We start from the raw sequence: 19181 nt of genomic DNA, 5'->3' as shown, positions 1-19181 counted from the left end.
GAGCATTAAGAATCTAAAAACATGATAGCAAAGACAGGGTTTTTTCTTTGGGTAATATTAGCGTGTGTGCCCGCGTTTGCGCGTTGGGCACCAGTTGTACCGTTATCGGCAGATACCATACCCGAGGCTGTTAAAATAAAACGCGCGGGGAATGTTCCGCTTCCGTTAACAGAACGTCAATTCGTGCTGAGCGGTCTGGCGCAGGGTGCGACGGAGGAGATATTTAATGCGCCGCCCTGCCTGACCGGGCAATATTATGCCGGCTTTCAATTGTATTATGATCTGGGCGATCGGAACACGGCTGAGCTTTGGACTTCCGCAGTGGAAGTCGTTTTACTCCATGATGAAGATACGTTGCGTAAGATGACGCTTCAGGTGGATATGCCTACGCAGACATTTATCGCGACGCATTTTTATGATGCGTTGATCTCGTGCGATGAGGATTATCGTTTCCTTGTTAAACGTAAAACCTTACAGGGGGCAGTGCCGCAGGATAATATTTATCTGAAGGTGCTATTGTACAAACAATTGGAAGATGTTTTCAATCCTGCCGCATCGCTGGCGTTGAATTATGCTTATGCAAGCGGTAACACCACAGTAAGCTGGACGTATGCCGGGGCAGGCGCCATGGCGTACGATGTCGAGTGGGTGTTTATCGATGATCATGATAATTTCACAGGCTCGGCGGCGCAGGCTTTTGCCTTTAAACGGTCGGTTCGTATTACAACGGCGGGTCAGTACTATACACATCAGACATATTATCCGAAAGGGCGCGTGTGGTACCGGGTGCGTGCGGTAGGGTACAATCCGCAGTTTCCGGATCATCGCATACCGGGGCATTGGTTTTATGGCAGCGGGTCCCCTCTTTCAATCAATAACCACGCAGCAGGGAAGAACTGGCATGGTCAAACCGTTTTTGCAGAAGGCGGGAAGTATAAAAAGATCATGAATTATCTGGATGGCACCTTGCGGGAACGTCAGGCGCAGACAGGCCTAAGCACGGAGTCCGTCACCTTGGTTTCGGAATCGCTATATGACTTTGAAGGAAGGCAATCTGTAAATATATTGCTGGTTCCATCGGCGACTACATCACTTCAATACAAATCCGGCTTTCATCTCTTTGCTGCTGTCGATCCGGTCGTGAGCGCGCGTACGTCTTCTGTCCGGCAGAAGTTTCACTATGATAACTACAAGGCGACGAACAGCGCGTTGTCGAATCAGGCCGGAGCCGGGAAGTATTATTCCTCGGCTAACGACATCGCAAGCATTCATAAGGATTACATCCCTCAGAGCGAGGGGTATCCCTACGGTCAGACCGAATATACCCGGGACAATACCGGCGGATTGAGCCGGGAGTCAAAAGCTGGCAAGGAGTTCGAGATTGATGGTGCCCGGGCTACCCGCCACCATTATGGCGATGCGGCTCCTTCGGAATTGATACGTCTGTTCGGTAGCAATGCCGGCGAAGCGAGTCATTATAAAAAGAATTTAACCGTTGAGCCTGGTGGTCAGGTGAATGTTTCTTACCTGGATGAGGCGGATCATGTAGTTGCCTCGGCACTGGCGGGCGATAGTCCTTCGAACGTGGAGAACCTAGCCAGTTATAACGCCCTGGGCACAGATCCCATTACGGTGGATATCAGCAGCAAGAACCGTCGCGTTGACCGCATTAGCTATACCAGCCATAAGATCTTAAATGCTGTTCCCAATACAAACTACACGTTCCGGTATGATCTATCGGCCCTGGGTACCGATATGGGGCCTTTGGGGTGTCAGACCTGCACCTTTGATTTTGTGTTTACCCTTACTGATCCGGAGGGGGCGCTGGTAAACCTGGCGTCTGTGGCAGGCAATGCTTCTGCCACGGGACTTAGCTATGAACGACACAACCTTTCAGCTGCCGATTGTGCCAATCCGTTGGCCGTGCCGATTTCGTTTACGCTGGGCCTGGGCGATATCGGTGATTATACGGTTATTAAGAAGCTCATTCCCCGGGAATTGAGCTATGATGAGATGATCAATATCGTGTCGCAGGACGCGGCGTTGTTTGATAAGATGCAGCTTATTCACGACAGCTACAAGATCGATTCGGCGTCTTGTGCTATTTGTACAAGCTGCCCAGCGGGTGACAGCGCGGTGAACGAGGCGATCGAAGAGGTGACGGCGATGGACTGTGAGAATATTTACCAGCAGATCATCCAGCATTATCGCGATCGCTACGCTGACTTGAGTGAAGAACCGTACGAAGTACCGCAGGATAGCATTACCAAGCACGCGTTGTACTGCCAGTATGAATTGTGTGTAAAGAATAAAGAGAGCGATGTATTTGAGAAGCAGCTGGCCCGTGTTACGACCTGGGATGCCGCGGTCGGGAAGGGGTATCAGAATGTTATTAATCTGGATCCCTTTTTTAACAACAGCGCGCTGAGTGGCTCCGGATTTAAGGGGTCCATGCAAAATAAGCTGAATGATATTTATGTCGGAACAATCGCGTATGATGCTAACGGCGATGGGGTTCAGGACGGCACACGTGTCTATCGGGGCACGATCGCGCAAGTTACCGATCCGAACAATACGGCGTACTATATAGATTCCCGAGGTAATGCGAGTACAAGCGGGCGTCACATCTTGTACCTGGATCTGATGGATCGTCGTAGCCGGATGTCGGCCGAGGCGTATCAAAAGGAGTTGAGCGCGCAACGTTGGACGCTTTATAAGAGTTTTTACCTGGAGTCGAAACGGAAGACGAAGCTGGAGATCGGCGCGTACCAGAACTGTGCTGCCGCACGGGAGGCGCTGAAAATGAATGACGATCTGCCGCAGACACCGGAGGATATAGCCCAGTGGGGTGACGATAATGGTGCTACCGGGCCTGTCAGTCAGGCCGAGGTTGAGATGGTGTTGAGCAACCTGTCGTTTAATTGTAATGTTAAATTTAGTGCAGCAGACAGTACGTCATTGGCACAGCACCTGGAATCGTACTTTAATACGACACCGCGTAACATGTTCCGGCTAATATTGATAGCGGACGTCGGGGTGCATGCTGATTTGATCGCGATCCAGGGCATATTGAGCCGTTACAGTTGTTCCCTTGGCAGCGTGGCGCAGGAAGATCCGATCCAATGTGCCGGTGATGATTCGGGTAACAACCAGATCGTGAACCCTCAGTTGGCGGCCAGCTCGGCGAACTGTGTTGCAGATATCAGCGCGGGCTGTTACAATGGCTGGGGTGTAGCGACGGGTACACCCAACACCGATGTTGGTGGCAATACCGGGAGAATGTTTATCTGGGCCTATCCTGGCAACGTAACGTCGGAGGCTGCGCGTGGTAGCTTCGCTACGCCGCTGGAGGTTGGGACGAAGTATGCGTTGTGCTTTAAGTATAAAGTGGAGCAGGACGGTACGACGTATACGTCGGGTCGTGTGGATAATTTTTATGTTCAGTTGTCTCGGAGCAAGTCGTTTATCAATGCGTCGGGTTCAGACGTTACGGCATCGCGCATGGCGGCCGTGCAAGATAGTACGGGGAGCGTCAGTCGGATGTCGGCCGCGGCAGTAGCGGCGGATTGTATCCTACCCCGGGCGAAGTTTCCGGATGGTGTTTTGGTGGACGGTCAGAGTGTCTCGGTGGATAAGGTGTGGCATGGGAGTAATTTAACCAATACGGGTGTTTACCGGGATACCTGTATTGTTTTTGTTCCGACGGAAGCCAGTACGTATTTCTACTTGTCGGTGATGTCGTGTACGGCAAATACCTATCAGGGTATTAACATCCGGGATATGGTTTTGCGGAAGATCTCGCCGCGCGACAACGTCATAGACTTTGAAGGTGAATCGGTATGTATAAACTACGACACGACGAACGCAACGGCGGTTAAGTTTAAGTATACGGTCGATTGGAATAAAGAGGTTACGAAGTGCCTGGAGAACGCGGCTGCGGAGAATGCGATATTGATCGAGTTAGCGATTCAGCAGTTGTATGATGCTGAGATTACACGTTTCATGAACAATTATTATAGCCGTTGTTTGGCGTCGGCGAGTGAGAAGTTTACGTACAGCTATCGTTCGAAGGAGTACCATTACACATTGTATTATTACGATCAGGCGGGTAATGTTGTTCAGACGGTGCCCCCGGAGGGTGTTCATCCGCTCACGCCGCAGCAGGTAGATGCGTTCCTGGCGGGTAATCGTACGGAACCGGCGCATACGCTGGCGATGAAGTATCAATTCAGTTCTCTAAATAAAGTGATCTGGCAGTTTTCGCCGGACTCAAAAGAGTCTCGATTCTGGTTTGATGCGAAGGGTCAAATAAGATTGTCGAGGAATGCGCAGCAGCAGAAGGAGAATAAATATTCGTATATCAAATACGACGAGCAAGGGCGTACGACAGAAGTAGGTGAGGTAGAGACGACAGCGGGATTGAGTACGCTATTGACAGCGCTGGAATCACCGGATTTTCCGGCGCAGTCGTTGTATACGCTAACGGATATTATCCGCACACATTATGATTTTAAGCTGGACAAAATACAGGCCGCCTTTTTACAGGAGAATTTGCGCACACGGGTATCGTATGTTGAAATGATCGAAAAGGGCAGGCAAGATACGGTCAGAACGTATTATACCTATGATATTCATGGCAGCGTAAAGGCAATGCTGCAGTCTCTTCCCGGTTTGTCCGACAAACGAATCGATTACGCGTACGATCTGATCAGCGGGAATGTCAATTATATCTTCTATCAGTACGGAAAAGCAGATCAATTGGCGCATCAGTATGTGTATGACGAGGACAACCGGCTGGCGGAGGTCTATACGTCGACGGATCGGTTTATCTGGAACCGGGAGGCAGCCTATCGTTATTATCATCACGGTCCGTTAGCCCGGGCTGAGCTTGGTCAATACCGTGTTCAAGGTCAGGACTACTATTACACCTTACAGGGTTTGGTAAAGGGTGTGAATATGCCCTACACCGGTGACCCAGGCAAGGACGGCTTTTCGGGGTCATCCGTGGGCAAGGATGTTTTCGCGTATGCTGTAGGTTATTACCAGGGCGATTACGCGCCGATCAACGCATCGGTTACACACGCCGATGGCCGGGATAAGCTGTGGCAGCGTCTTCAGGAAACGATGGGGTACACCGGGTTGTATAACGGTAACATCGCATGGATGACGACCGACCTGACTAAAGTCGGTGCGGTTGGGGGAAGCAAAGCGAAAGGTATGCAGGCCATGCTGTATAAGTATGACCAGCTTCACCGTTTGGTGCAGAACCGGAGTTTGGTGAATTACAATGCGTCGTCTGGTTTTGCGGCCCGGGGTACGGGGGCTTCCGCCTACGACGAGGATTACAGCTACGATGCCAACGGCAATTTGCTTACGTTAAAGCGGATGAATGCGTTGGGCGCGGTGCAGGATGATTTTACCTACCGCTACTACCGAGGCACCAATAAGCTTCGTGAAGTTACGCCGGTAGTCCGCGATACCACCTACCAATCGGGTGCGATTATTACAAACCATAAGCTTTATCGAAATATTACTATCGGCGGCACGGCGTACGTGGCGGCGGGAAGTACGGTTCAACTCAACGCTTCCGAGAATATTTTTGTTAGTCCTGACTTCCGGGCACCCGATGGCTCAGACTTTTATGCGCACGTTTTAGGCGAAGATGAAGGTACGTTTATGTACGACGGCAAGGGTAACCTCGCAGCCGATCAGGACAAGGGCTTGCGGCTCAGTTGGACAGTGTATGGCAAATTACGGGAGATCCGGTCGAAAATAGATAGTGTGGTGGTGAGCTTTCGTTATGACGCGTTGGGTAATCGGATAGAGAAGCGTGTTGTTACGCCCGATACGACGTATCGGATGAATTATATACGTGATACGGATGGAAACGTGATGGCGATCTACCGGGATACTACGATTCACGAGCGGTTTATTTACGGCAAGACCAGGATTGGTGCGTATAAAGGGAAAACGGCGAGCGGGTCCTTGTCGTTGGGAGAGCGTAGCTATGAGTTGACCAACCACGTGGGTAACGTGCTGTCGGTGATCAGCGACGGTATCGGGATGGCAAGCGATAGTACCTGGGCGCATGTTATAGCGCAGACTGACTACTATGCATTTGGATTAGGCATGGATGGCAGGACATACCGTACATCCGAGGGATATCTGTATGGCTTTAACAGCCAGGAGAAGGTGGAGGAGTTTGGGAGTGGGCATTATACCGCAGAGTTTTGGGAGTATGACAGCAGGATAGGACGGCGATGGAATTTGGATCCGAAGCCTGTTGAATGGGAAAGTGGTTATGCGGTAAACCGGAATAGTCCGATTTTTATCAGCGACCCGAAGGGAGACAATCCTATTATGGGTGCCATTTTAGCCGCATTTACCGAGTATGCGGGTATCATTGGTTCTAAAATGATGTTTGATGGTATGTCTTTTGTGGATGCCAATCGTGATCTGGGATGGGGTGACGCTATTGATATAGGTGTTGCGGCTGGTTTCGGGGCAGCTTCCGGCGCAATTGACGGAGGGATTACGAAATTTGTATCATGGATACGGAAGCCGATTAATCAAAAGATTGTAGCCAAGCTATTGGAGGTAGGCATAGCCGCCCTTGAAAGTTCTCTGAAGGTATATTTCAAGGATGAAGAATTTGATTTAACAAGTCTACTGGCTGGGGCCTTAACAGAAGTTGGAATGGGAAGTTTGATAAAAACAAAAGTGTTTAACGAGGCATCTGAGCAAGCAGGCAGAAATGCAAGCGCTGCTACCCGAAGGGCTGAGGACCTGGCCGCGCGTAGAAGGCCAATCAAAAGGCTGGTCCAAAAGGCCGAAAAGGAAGCGGCAGCTCAATTGAAAACTTCCAAAGCGCTGAAGAAATTGAATAATGCAGGAAAGATAGCCAATGAAACTCAGGCAAAGACTCTTGCCAATAATGCGGAGAAAGCGACGAAAAAAGAGCCGGCAGATAAAAAACAGACGGATGAGCAAAAGTAGTATTGCTAAGCTGGTGTTGGGTGTCTTATACCTTGGTTTTGTGGGTACTTATTTCATTCAGTATTTAGATTTCAGCGGTTCGATTGACGGTAATAAACCTATTTCGTATGTATATGTTGATAGAAAAATTAAGGGAGGCAGAAGCAATTATTATGAAATGACTTTTAGTTATAACAATCAGGAGCAAACGATAAGCATTTCCAGGAAAGAGTACGATTTAATTTCAAAACAGCAATACCCTGACCTATACCTTTCCAAATCGGGGGCTGTTTTTTCTAAATGGGAGATTAGAAAGTCTTCCAGGATAGCGATAGGATTTTTTGTTCTTTTTGTCGTAGCGGTTACTCCCTGGAGCTTTTTACTGAAGCGCATGGGTATTATAAAGTCTGCGCAGGATGTAGGAATGGGTGGCAGGAATAACAGGAAATATTTCTTGTAAAGAAATTGAATTGTTGCGGGAATGTAAAGCCAATTGCCGGGTATTGAAACGTTATGAAAAATATATCATTCGGTTGGATTGTCACGACTGGTGTGCTGTTTGCCATGCTTTGGCTACAGCATGATGTTTATGCTGTTGCGGGTGTTCTACGCGATACCATCCCTGAAGCGGTTAAAATAAAACGTACAGGTAATGTTCCGCTTCCGTTAACAGAACGTCAGTTCGTGCTGAGCGGTCTGGCGCAAGGTGCGACGGAGGAGATATTTAATGCGCCGCCCTGCCTGACCGGCCAATATTATGCCGGCTTTCAATTGTATTATGATCTGGGCGATCGGAATACGGCTGAACTTTGGACTTCCGCAGTGGAGGTCGTTTTACTCCATGATGAAGATACGTTGCGTAAGATAACACTTCAGGTGGATATGCCTACGCAGACATTTATCGCGACACATTTTTATGATGCGTTGATCTCGTGTGATGAGGACTATCGTTTCCTTGTTAAACGTAAAACGTTACAGGGGGCAGTGCCGCAGGATAATATTTATCTGAAGGTGCTGTTGTACAAGCAACTGGAAGACGTTTTTAATCCTACCGCATCGCTGGCGTTGAATTATGCTTACGCAAGCGGTAACACCACAGTAAGCTGGACGTATGCCGGGGCGGGCGCCATGGCGTACGATGTCGAGTGGGTGTTTATCGATGATCACGATAATTTTACAGACTCGGCCGCGCAGGCTTTTGCCTTTAAACGGTCGGTTCGCATTACAACGGCGGGTCAGTACTATACACATCAGACATATTATCCGAAAGGGCGCGTGTGGTATCGGGTACGTGCGGTAGGGTACAATCCGCAGTTTCCGGATCATCGTATACCGGGTCATTGGTTTTATGGCAGCGGTTCGGCGGCTGTGGTCTTGAATCATCAGCTTCAGAAAAATTGGTTTAGTCAAACCGTTTTTGCAGAAGGAGGGAGATATAAGAAGATTATGAATTATCTGGATGGTACGTCACGAAGCCGTCAAATTCAAACCAGTCTGAGTACAGCCCAGGTTACGTTAGTAGGCGAGTTTCTCTACGACTTCGAGGGAAGGAAGTCTGTGGAGACCATGATTGTCCCTTCTTCTACGACATCACTGCAGTATAAGTCTGGATTTCATATATTTCAACCTATTGATCCCACCGTTTCATCGAATACTTCCGGTATCCGAGAAAAATTTCATTACGACAATTACAGGACAACGAACAGCACGTTGTCCAATCAGGCCGGTGCGGGAAAGTATTATTCTTCTTCTAATGATCTGGGTGGTATACATCGGGATTACATAGCTGACGGCCATGGTTATGTGTACACACAGAAAGAATATACCCGGGACGGTATCAACCAGGTTAGCCGGCAATCCCGCGTTGGGGAAGCATTCCGTATTGATGGGAACCACGCCACGCGGTTTAATTATGGAGAGGCTGCGCCCTCGGAATTGATACGTTTGTTTGGCAGCAATGCGGGCGTGGCCGGCCATTATAACAAGACACTTGCCGTGGATCCAAACGGTCAGGTAAGTGTTTCCTATCTGGATCAGGAGGATCATGTAGTTGCCTCGGCCTTGGCCGGCGATAGTCCTTCGAACGTGGAGAGCCTGGCCAGTTACAAGGCCCTGGGTACAGATCCCATTACGGTGGATATCAGCAGCAAGAACCGTCGCGTTGACGGCATTAGCTATACCAGCCATAAGATCTTAAATGCTGTTCCCAATACAAACTACACGTTCCGGTATGATCTATCGGCCCTGGGTACCGATATGGGGCCTTTGGGGTGTCAGACCTGCACCTTTGATTTTGTGTTTACCCTTACTGATCCGGAGGGGGCGCTGGTAAACCTGGCGTCTGTGGCAGGCAATGCTTCTGCCACGGGACTTAGCTATGAACGACACAACCTTTCAGCTGCCGATTGTGCCAATCCGTTGGCCGTGCCGATTTCGTTTACGCTGGGCCTGGGCGATATCGGTGATTATACGGTTATTAAGAAGCTCATTCCCCGGGAATTGAGCTATGATGAGATGATCAATATCGTGTCGCAGGACGCGGCGTTGTTTGATAAGATGCAGCTTATTCACGACAGCTACAAGATCGATTCGGCGTCTTGTGCTATTTGTACAAGCTGCCCAGCGGGTGACAGCGCGGTGAACGAGGCGATCGAAGAGGTGACGGCGATGGACTGTGAGAATATTTACCAGCAGATCATCCAGCATTATCGCGATCGCTACGCTGACTTGAGTGAAGAACCGTACGAAGTACCGCAGGATAGCATTACCAAGCACGCGTTGTACTGCCAGTATGAATTGTGTGTAAAGAATAAAGAGAGCGATGTATTTGAGAAGCAGCTGGCCCGTGTTACGACCTGGGATGCCGCGGTCGGGAAGGGGTATCAGAATGTTATTAATCTGGATCCCTTTTTTAACAACAGCGCGCTGAGTGGCTCCGGATTTAAGGGGTCCATGCAAAATAAGCTGAATGATATTTATGTCGGAACAATCGCGTATGATGCTAACGGCGATGGGGTTCAGGACGGCACACGTGTCTATCGGGGCACGATCGCGCAAGTTACCGATCCGAACAATACGGCGTACTATATAGATTCCCGAGGTAATGCGAGTACAAGCGGGCGTCACATCTTGTACCTGGATCTGATGGATCGTCGTAGCCGGATGTCGGCCGAGGCGTATCAAAAGGAGTTGAGCGCGCAACGTTGGACGCTTTATAAGAGTTTTTACCTGGAGTCGAAACGGAAGACGAAGCTGGAGATCGGCGCGTACCAGAACTGTGCTGCCGCACGGGAGGCGCTGAAAATGAATGACGATCTGCCGCAGACACCGGAGGATATAGCCCAGTGGGGTGACGATAATGGTGCTACCGGGCCTGTCAGTCAGGCCGAGGTTGAGATGGTGTTGAGCAACCTGTCGTTTAATTGTAATGTTAAATTTAGTGCAGCAGACAGTACGTCATTGGCACAGCACCTGGAATCGTACTTTAATACGACACCGCGTAACATGTTCCGGCTAATATTGATAGCGGACGTCGGGGTGCATGCTGATTTGATCGCGATCCAGGGCATATTGAGCCGTTACAGTTGTTCCCTTGGCAGCGTGGCGCAGGAAGATCCGATCCAATGTGCCGGTGATGATTCGGGTAACAACCAGATCGTGAACCCTCAGTTGGCGGCCAGCTCGGCGAACTGTGTTGCAGATATCAGCGCGGGCTGTTACAATGGCTGGGGTGTAGCGACGGGTACACCCAACACCGATGTTGGTGGCAATACCGGGAGAATGTTTATCTGGGCCTATCCTGGCAACGTAACGTCGGAGGCTGCGCGTGGTAGCTTCGCTACGCCGCTGGAGGTTGGGACGAAGTATGCGTTGTGCTTTAAGTATAAAGTGGAGCAGGACGGTACGACGTATACGTCGGGTCGTGTGGATAATTTTTATGTTCAGTTGTCTCGGAGCAAGTCGTTTATCAATGCGTCGGGTTCAGACGTTACGGCATCGCGCATGGCGGCCGTGCAAGATAGTACGGGGAGCGTCAGTCGGATGTCGGCCGCGGCAGTAGCGGCGGATTGTATCCTACCCCGGGCGAAGTTTCCGGATGGTGTTTTGGTGGACGGTCAGAGTGTCTCGGTGGATAAGGTGTGGCATGGGAGTAATTTAACCAATACGGGTGTTTACCGGGATACCTGTATTGTTTTTGTTCCGACGGAAGCCAGTACGTATTTCTACTTGTCGGTGATGTCGTGTACGGCAAATACCTATCAGGGTATTAACATCCGGGATATGGTTTTGCGGAAGATCTCGCCGCGCGACAACGTCATAGACTTTGAAGGTGAATCGGTATGTATAAACTACGACACGACGAACGCAACGGCGGTTAAGTTTAAGTATACGGTCGATTGGAATAAAGAGGTTACGAAGTGCCTGGAGAACGCGGCTGCGGAGAATGCGATATTGATCGAGTTAGCGATTCAGCAGTTGTATGATGCTGAGATTACACGTTTCATGAACAATTATTATAGCCGTTGTTTGGCGTCGGCGAGTGAGAAGTTTACGTACAGCTATCGTTCGAAGGAGTACCATTACACATTGTATTATTACGATCAGGCGGGTAATGTTGTTCAGACGGTGCCCCCGGAGGGTGTTCATCCGCTCACGCCGCAGCAGGTAGATGCGTTCCTGGCGGGTAATCGTACGGAACCGGCGCATACGCTGGCGATGAAGTATCAATTCAGTTCTCTAAATAAAGTGATCTGGCAGTTTTCGCCGGACTCAAAAGAGTCTCGATTCTGGTTTGATGCGAAGGGTCAAATAAGATTGTCGAGGAATGCGCAGCAGCAGAAGGAGAATAAATATTCGTATATCAAATACGACGAGCAAGGGCGTACGACAGAAGTAGGTGAGGTAGAGACGACAGCGGGATTGAGTACGCTATTGACAGCGCTGGAATCACCGGATTTTCCGGCGCAGTCGTTGTATACGCTAACGGATATTATCCGCACACATTATGATTTTAAGCTGGACAAAATACAGGCCACCTTTTTACAGGAGAATTTGCGCACACGGGTATCGTATGTTGAAATGATCGAAAAGGGTAGGCAAGATACGGTCAGAACGTATTATACCTATGATATTCATGGCAGCGTAAAGGCAATGCTGCAGTCTATTCCCGGTTTGTCGGACAAACGAATCGATTACGCGTACGATTTGATCAGCGGTAAGGTAAATTATATTTTCTATCAATACGGAGAAAGTGATGCATTTACACACCGTTATGAATATGATGCCGATAGTCGGTTAACGAATGTATATACCTCGACTGATCGTTTTATCTGGAACAAAGATGCGGCGTATCTCTATTATCAGCATGGCGCGTTGGCCAGAACTGAGTTCGGCGAGTATCGTATTCAGGGTCAGGATTATTATTACACGTTGCAAGGGTGGGGTAAAGGCGTAAACATGCCTTTTTCGGGGGATCCGGGCCGGGATGGCGTTCCAGGTTCCACGGCGGGTAAAGATGCTTTTGCTTATGCGTTGGGCTACTACCCGGGTGATTACACGCCGATCAATGCATCGGTTATACAAGCCGACGGCCGGGATAAGCTATGGCAGCGTCTTCAGGAAACGATGGGGTACACCGGGTTATATAACGGTAACATCGCATGGATGAATACTGAGTTAACGAAAATTGGTGAGATTCATCATAGTAAGGCGAAAGGTATGCAGGCCATGATCTATGGCTACGACCAGCTTCATCGTTTGGTGCATAGCCGTAGTTTGGTGAATTACAACGCGTCATCCGGCTTTGCTGCGCGTGGTACAGGGGCTTCCGCATACGACGAGGATTACAGTTACGACGCCAACGGCAATTTGCTTACCCTGAATAGAAAAGATGACGCCGGTGCGACGATGGATGACTTTCAGTATCGGTACTACAAAGGCAATAACAAATTAGGAGAAGTGAATCCGATAGTCCGCGATACCGTGTACCAATCAGGACAAATAATAAGCAACTATAAACTTTATCGCAATGTATATATAAAGGGATCGGCTTATGCAGCCGCTGGAAGTACGGCGCAGGTTAATGCGTCTGAGAATATTTTCATTGAATCCGATTTTCGTGCGCATGAAGCTACCGATTTTTATGCTCACGTATTGGGTGAGGATGAAGGTACGTTTATGTACGATGCCAGGGGCAATTTGGTCGCTGACCAGAACAAGGGACTACGGATTAGTTGGACGCCACATGGTAAGATTAGGGAAATCAGGTCCAATATCGATAGTGTCATAGTGAGCTTCAGATATAATCCACGAGGCAACAGAATAGAGAAAAGAGTGATCACCCCAGATACCGCTTACGTTATAAATTATGTTTCGGATGGTAGTGGAAATGTTATGGCGATTTACCGGAATGGCAACATTCGTGAGCAATTTATTTATGCACAGGCTCGGGTTGGCGTGTATAAGGGCGGCATTCGGAGTGGTACATTATCGTTGGGGGAACGGAGTTATGAGTTAGCCAATCAATTAGGTAATGTTCTCGCCGTACTGTCGGATGCCATCCGGGTGTCAGCCGACAGTACCTTATCCGATGTGGTGCGGCAGCGAGATTATTACCCTTTCGGACTTACTATGGAGGGAAGAAGTTATGAGCGAGAGAAATATAACTATGGTTTTCAGGGGCAGGAACAAGATAATGAGTTCAACGGAAATTATGCTTTCGAATATAGAATTCACGATCCGCGTATCGGTAGATTTCTTTCCTTAGATCCGCTAAGTCCCGAATATCCCTGGAATTCTCCGTATGCATTTAGTGAGAATAAGGTCATCAGCGCGATCGAATTGGAAGGCCTGGAGTCTGTCGACTTAAATACCGGAGAAGTAGACAAGACATTGTCGGGACAAAATCTGCAGACTGTTCAATCCAAAAAGGACGCTGCTCCCTGGAAGGATATGGCTGGTTTTACAGCGCCTACATCGCAGTATGTACAAGCTAATTTTAGGGGAAATTCCGTTACGCCTCAGCCTATGTCGCGTGCTTCGGGCGACGAAATGAGCTACGATTATTATTCAGTAACGATAAGTCAAATGCCAACGAATATGAGCATGGGTGATGTCTTTGAACATATACGAGCAAATTTTGCAGATTTTAAAAAGGGAGCTTCGGCAACCGAAAAATTCGGCCCGAGTAAAAGATCTGAAGCAGAGTTGTGGGCTTCTGATAATCCATTGACCAGTATCATGAGATTTGTGGTGAATCCTGATCTGCCCGATTTTGACATGGTACGGGAAGGCATGGCGGTTATGGCTACGAATTATACCATTAAGGGGAATTCGATGTCGTGGGTCTTTACTCCGGTTTACAGCGATCAGAATGGTGATTTCGGCCATCCGCTGGCAGGGCATCGGCAGTTCGGAATAACTGACAATGGCGATGGTTCATATACATTCTTTACGCGGGGTATAGACACGCCGTATGGTGTGATTGATAACTGGAGCAGCAAAGATATTTTTGCCGGTGCGCATGAATTGTGGAGTAACGTAATGAACAATGTTACAAACTATGTGAATAGCAATGGTGGTAAGGCTGCTACAGACCCTAAAAACTATGTACACTTTAGAAAGGATCGGTGATGAAGCGTAATTATATGTATCACTATGTCGGGATAGTACTATTGGCTTTCTTGGCCTATGGCAATGTGCGTTATGTGTATGCGTACATGTCGTTGTCGCGGATAAAAACAGTTTTTTCGTATGGGACATATATCGGTTATGTTGTTATACCTGTTGCCGTGATTACCGGCCTGTTGGCCGTTTATTCTGTTTTCGTAAAATCAAAATCCAGACTTGATTGGTTTTACATTTCTTCGTGGGCATTCTTGATGTTGTTTACGGTAGTCTTGTATTTCTATTTCGAATCCAAGTCGAATGATTTAGAGATCGTGGTGAAGAATTTGTCGGCCGGGGAAATCAAGGAAATAAACGTTGCGACAAGAAATATTCATTCATTCGAAAGCCGGGATTTGAATCGTGGTGATAGTTTGGTCTTCGAGTGTAAATGCCGGGAGGCTACCGGGAATGATTCGATTGGCGTACGGTTGTCTTATCAGGGTAAATTGAAACCAGTGAAGATAAGGGTTGTATCCTCCAACGAGGCTGTGTACAGGCAGAAGTTATATGTTTTACTTGTAAACGATACGTTGTCTTTTGTGAATCACGATATAGAGGGACAATGGATCGGATTAGAGAAAGCGTCCGGCGTTTATACTACGCAACAGGTGTATACGCTGGCAGGTCAATAGAGAGCATGTTATAAACACTTTTTTAACCATAAATTATTATTTGTATGAAGAGAATTCTATTATTCTTTATGAGTCTGCTCTTCGTTATTTCCAGTGCGCATGCACAGGAAGACGAAAAGTTGCAGCCCAAGGGGCTGCTGTATGATCGGCCGATCAGTACAACGCCGGACGTCTATACGGATGGCCTTGTTTTGCTCGATGTTGATGCTGCCACCTTGGCAACATGGAATACGCAGCATTGGAAAGTTACGCCGGAAGGGCTTAGTACCGGCCTGTACGCCAAGGGTAGTGTAAGCTCGGTGGAATCTCCATCGATCGTGCTGCCGTCTTTGTCAGGCAGCAGTGAACGATTAAACGTTTACATTAAAGAATGGTTTGAAATTGAAAGCTTCCATGATAAGGGCCTTGTTCAGATTTCGGCTGACAAAGGTGCTACCTGGAAGACGTTGTCGGTTGTTGATGGGAAGAGCGACTGGCACACGTCGGTTGTTAATGTTACGGAGTATGCCGGCAAAGAGATTACGTTAGCGTTTCGCCTGGTGGCTGATCGGGCCAATCAATATCGTGGCTGGACAATCGGCGGGCTAACCCTAAAGAAAGAAGTATTGCCTGATGCCGGGAGGCGTTCTGAGCTTTCTGTCGGCACGCCGGCATCGAAAGCGGCAAGAGCCGGAGGTTCAGTCGGCGTTCTGGCAGCTATGTCCGGAAGAATGACGGGTGTTGACGCGCAATGGTTCCCTCGCTATATTATGAGCCACCTGAGCGTGGAAGACGGTGGCGTGCCGCTGCTGACACTCACAAAGGATAATTTCTTTGTGCGTGAGTATATCCCCAATGGTGTCGGCGGTGTCGATACGTTGACAACAGCACGTGATGAAACATTTTTCGTCTATACGCCCCTGGTTGATACGATCAAGAAGCCCGTCGATATTGTTTTTCTAATGGATAATAGCGGCAGTATGACGGAGGAACGGGCGGGAGTAGCAGCAAACGTAGCCGCCTTTGTACAGCAGCTACAGGATTCCTCGTATGATTTCCGGTTGGGGTTATGTCGTTTTGGTCAAAGTACCGGTAACGGGATACCGTTATTTCATGACAACGCCAGATTTTATACAAGTGCTCAGGAGTACATTACTGTTTGGAATGCTGTAAACACCATCGATGGCGGTACTGAACCCGCGTGGGACGCTCTTTACCAGTCTGCGGCACAGTATTCTTTCCGGCCCGGCGCGCAACGTATCTTTATATTGATTACGGACGAGACGATACAAGGATCGAACATGAACGCTCAGATTATCAAAGATCGTCAGGTGATTATTAATCAGTTGGTGAACTCTGGTGTAAAGACGTATACAGTCGTAAGCGCTGGTCCGATATTTGAGCAAGACTATGGAACGATTGCTACCGCAACCGGCGGTCGATCTTACCTGATTACGAATCCGTTTAATGACATTCTCCGGGACATCGGTGTGGAGATTTCCGGAAGCTACGCCATTCGTTATACGCCAACATCTCCGCTATTTGACGGGCTACGGAGAACTGTAGAGGTGAAGGTCAATTATGGCGGGTCTACCCTTACCCTTTTTGGGAATTATACACCCGGTGCGGCACCTGCTATTCTGCGTACAAACGCCACGATGGCATTGCATACTACACCCCAGTTAAACAATCAGCCTAAAAAGATAGAAGTTGAGGCTACGGACTGGGATAATATCGTTACCAACGCGTGTACATTGTATTACAGGCTGGCGGGATCAAACGCCGCCTATAAAATACTGAACATGACGCGTACCAGCAACGCCCCCGGCACACCTACCAAATCTGTCTGGGAAGCAACTATTCCGGCAGTGGACGCACAGGAGCCAGGCATACAGTACTATATACGTGCAACAGACGGGCAAGCGACCACCATCACGCCGGAATTTATAGACCGCGTGGGGTATCCCTATTCGTTTGCAATACTCCCGAATATTGCACCGTTAATTGTACATACGCCTACGGAAACCATTGATCCCAAACAGCCGCTGGTCATTACTGCTACCATTACGGATAATACGACCCAGTTGAATCCGGCTAGTCTGAAAATCCGGTGGAGAAAAGACCTCGAAATTACGGAGCATGAAGCAAGCCTGGTGCCTGTAGCAGGAAGCCCCGATCAGTATACCTTCACCATACCAGCCGTGAACGAGAATACGATGTTGTATTACTCTATTGTAGCAGAGGATAACTTCCGGATCTCGACGACGCATGGGCCACACTCCGTGGCAGTAGGCATACCCTGGTCTATACCACCTGTGGGAGCGCCCTTTCACACCATTCGTTTGTTTACATCCGGCCTGTATGCGTCTACCGTTAGAAATGAAAATGAAGTGCTGGCCCCTGGGGATATCATTGGTGTGTTCTTCACTAATCCCGCCGGGGAGCTAAAACCTGCCGGTAGTGTAACGTGGCCATCTCAATCATTGGTGGCATACGGCGACAATACAAATACTCCGCTACTCGATGGGTTTACAACGGGGCAGGGCTTCACCTTCAAGATTTATAAAAAAGCAACCGGCGACGTCTTTAATACCGACCTGGAGCTCTACACGCAAACGCCTTCTGTTAGTGTTTGGGGATCAAACAAGCAGACGTTTATAAAGAGCATATACGGATGGGCTGAACAGTTTATTACCTTGCAACAGGGTACAAATTATTGGTCTACCTATATGTTCCCGAAGAGTAATTCATTTGCGGACTTGTTCGCGCCTATACTCAGCGAGGTTGATTATGTAATGGATTCGGAGGGCCGGGAATGGAAACCTGCCGGACCAAGCGCTATTACCAACTACGTACCCGCTTACGGATATAGTGTTTTTATGAAGAGTGCCCAGACGCTTAAAGTTAAGGGTGCACGGTTAAAGTTAGCGCCTTCTAATTTTTCCGTAAATATTGCCGATGAAGGAACGCTTATTGGATCTCCCTATCAGGCGCCGGAGAGCGTTGAGGCGGTGTTCCCGCCGTTTGGGCCGGACATCTTTATCCTGGACCGCTATATCGTGAATAGCGATAACAGCTTTATCATTGAAAGCTACCTTCCTGCCTGGGGCGATAACGGATGGACGAACAAAAACCTCGAGCCGGGCAAGTCTTACAAAGCCTGGAGCTTTGCGGACATGACCTTTACATTCCCCGCTCCTTTGGGTCCATTCGTTGCGGCACGGACCGCCGGAAAAACAGCCGCGAATACACGTAGCCAGCAGGTCATCACGACTGTTGATAAATACATGCACGTATTAATTCCAGCCGGCGCGTGGGCGGATCAACCGTCGTCTTCCGACGAGGTGAGAATCTACAACAGAGATGGTAAGCTTTTGGCAAAAGCCGCTGTAAAAGAACACGGTACGGTCGTTACACTCGACGGAGCGAAGATAAAAGGCAATGAAAATTTTTACCTGCGTTTCTGGAACCAGGCTGAGCTTACTGAAAAGCCTCTGTATGTCGCAGAATGGAAATCTGGCGTAAATAAATATGAAAATCTGTCGGCTACCATTGTCGGCAAGTTCCTATCGGAAGATGCCGTAGGGCTTAATGGCGCATTGACGGTATTCCCGAACCCTATGATAGCCGAAGGCGCCGTTCGATTTACGTTGCCGCAAGAAGAAGACGTTACGGTCGAATTATACGATTTACAGGGTGGTACGTTTAAACGTGCATTGGTACAGCAGCGTTATGCGAAGGGTAAGCATGAGGTGACGTTTAATAAGCAAGCCCTGAACCCAGGCATATATTTCGTCAAATTTATTACCGGCAGCACTTTTGAGACAAAACGTATAGTTGTCAAATAGGCCCTCGCGGTAGCATGTTTTTATTGAGCGCAGCAACGAAATGTTGCTGCGCTTTTTGTATATAGCGCTTACCAAACAT

At 48.6% G+C, this 19181-nt stretch carries 5 protein-coding genes; all 5 read left to right on the top strand.

Annotated elements, in window-relative coordinates; genetic code table 11:
• Positions 1 to 21 precede the first annotated feature (21 nt).
• The 5 genes from KK062_RS11055 to KK062_RS11035 are packed head-to-tail and all read left to right on the top strand — an operon-like array spanning position 22 to position 19102.
• On the top strand, positions 22 to 6996 hold the full coding sequence (locus tag KK062_RS11055; protein ID WP_254084359.1) for an RHS repeat domain-containing protein: 6975 nt from the start codon (positions 22 to 24) through the stop codon (positions 6994 to 6996).
• On the top strand, positions 6983 to 7435 hold the full coding sequence (locus KK062_RS11050; protein WP_254084358.1) for a hypothetical protein: 453 nt from the start codon (positions 6983 to 6985) through the stop codon (positions 7433 to 7435). The genes KK062_RS11055 and KK062_RS11050 overlap by 14 nt, the downstream gene beginning before the upstream one ends.
• 53 nt (positions 7436 to 7488) lie before the next feature.
• Positions 7489 to 14607, top strand: coding sequence for an RHS repeat domain-containing protein (locus KK062_RS11045; RefSeq protein WP_254084357.1), 7119 nt, complete (start codon positions 7489 to 7491; stop codon positions 14605 to 14607).
• Positions 14607 to 15275 carry a hypothetical protein gene (locus tag KK062_RS11040; protein ID WP_254084356.1) on the top strand — a complete coding sequence of 223 codons (669 nt, stop codon included), beginning with the start codon at positions 14607 to 14609 and terminating at the stop codon, positions 15273 to 15275. Before KK062_RS11045 ends, KK062_RS11040 begins: the two co-directional genes overlap by 1 nt.
• 44 nt (positions 15276 to 15319) lie before the next feature.
• Entirely contained in the window at positions 15320 to 19102 is a 3783-nt protein-coding gene (locus tag KK062_RS11035) for a T9SS type A sorting domain-containing protein (protein WP_254084355.1), read from the top strand.
• Positions 19103 to 19181 lie beyond the last annotated feature (79 nt).

Source organism: Dawidia cretensis (assembly GCF_018598175.1).
GTDB classification, from domain to species: Bacteria; Bacteroidota; Bacteroidia; order Cytophagales; family Cyclobacteriaceae; genus Ohtaekwangia; species Ohtaekwangia cretensis.
The sequence above is the reverse complement of the archived record's forward strand: the minus strand, read 5'-3'. Positions and strand labels throughout refer to the sequence as shown.

Bases quoted from the DNA above. Each gene is read 5' to 3' on its own strand.
- KK062_RS11050 (WP_254084358.1), top strand. From the start codon at position 6,983: ATGAGCAAAAGTAGTATTGCTAAGCTGGTGTTGGGTGTCTTATACCTT.
- KK062_RS11035 (WP_254084355.1), top strand. From the start codon at position 15,320: ATGAAGAGAATTCTATTATTCTTTATGAGTCTGCTCTTCGTTATTTCC.
- KK062_RS11040 (WP_254084356.1), top strand. From the start codon at position 14,607: ATGAAGCGTAATTATATGTATCACTATGTCGGGATAGTACTATTGGCT.
- KK062_RS11045 (WP_254084357.1), top strand. From the start codon at position 7,489: ATGAAAAATATATCATTCGGTTGGATTGTCACGACTGGTGTGCTGTTT.
- KK062_RS11055 (WP_254084359.1), top strand. From the start codon at position 22: ATGATAGCAAAGACAGGGTTTTTTCTTTGGGTAATATTAGCGTGTGTG.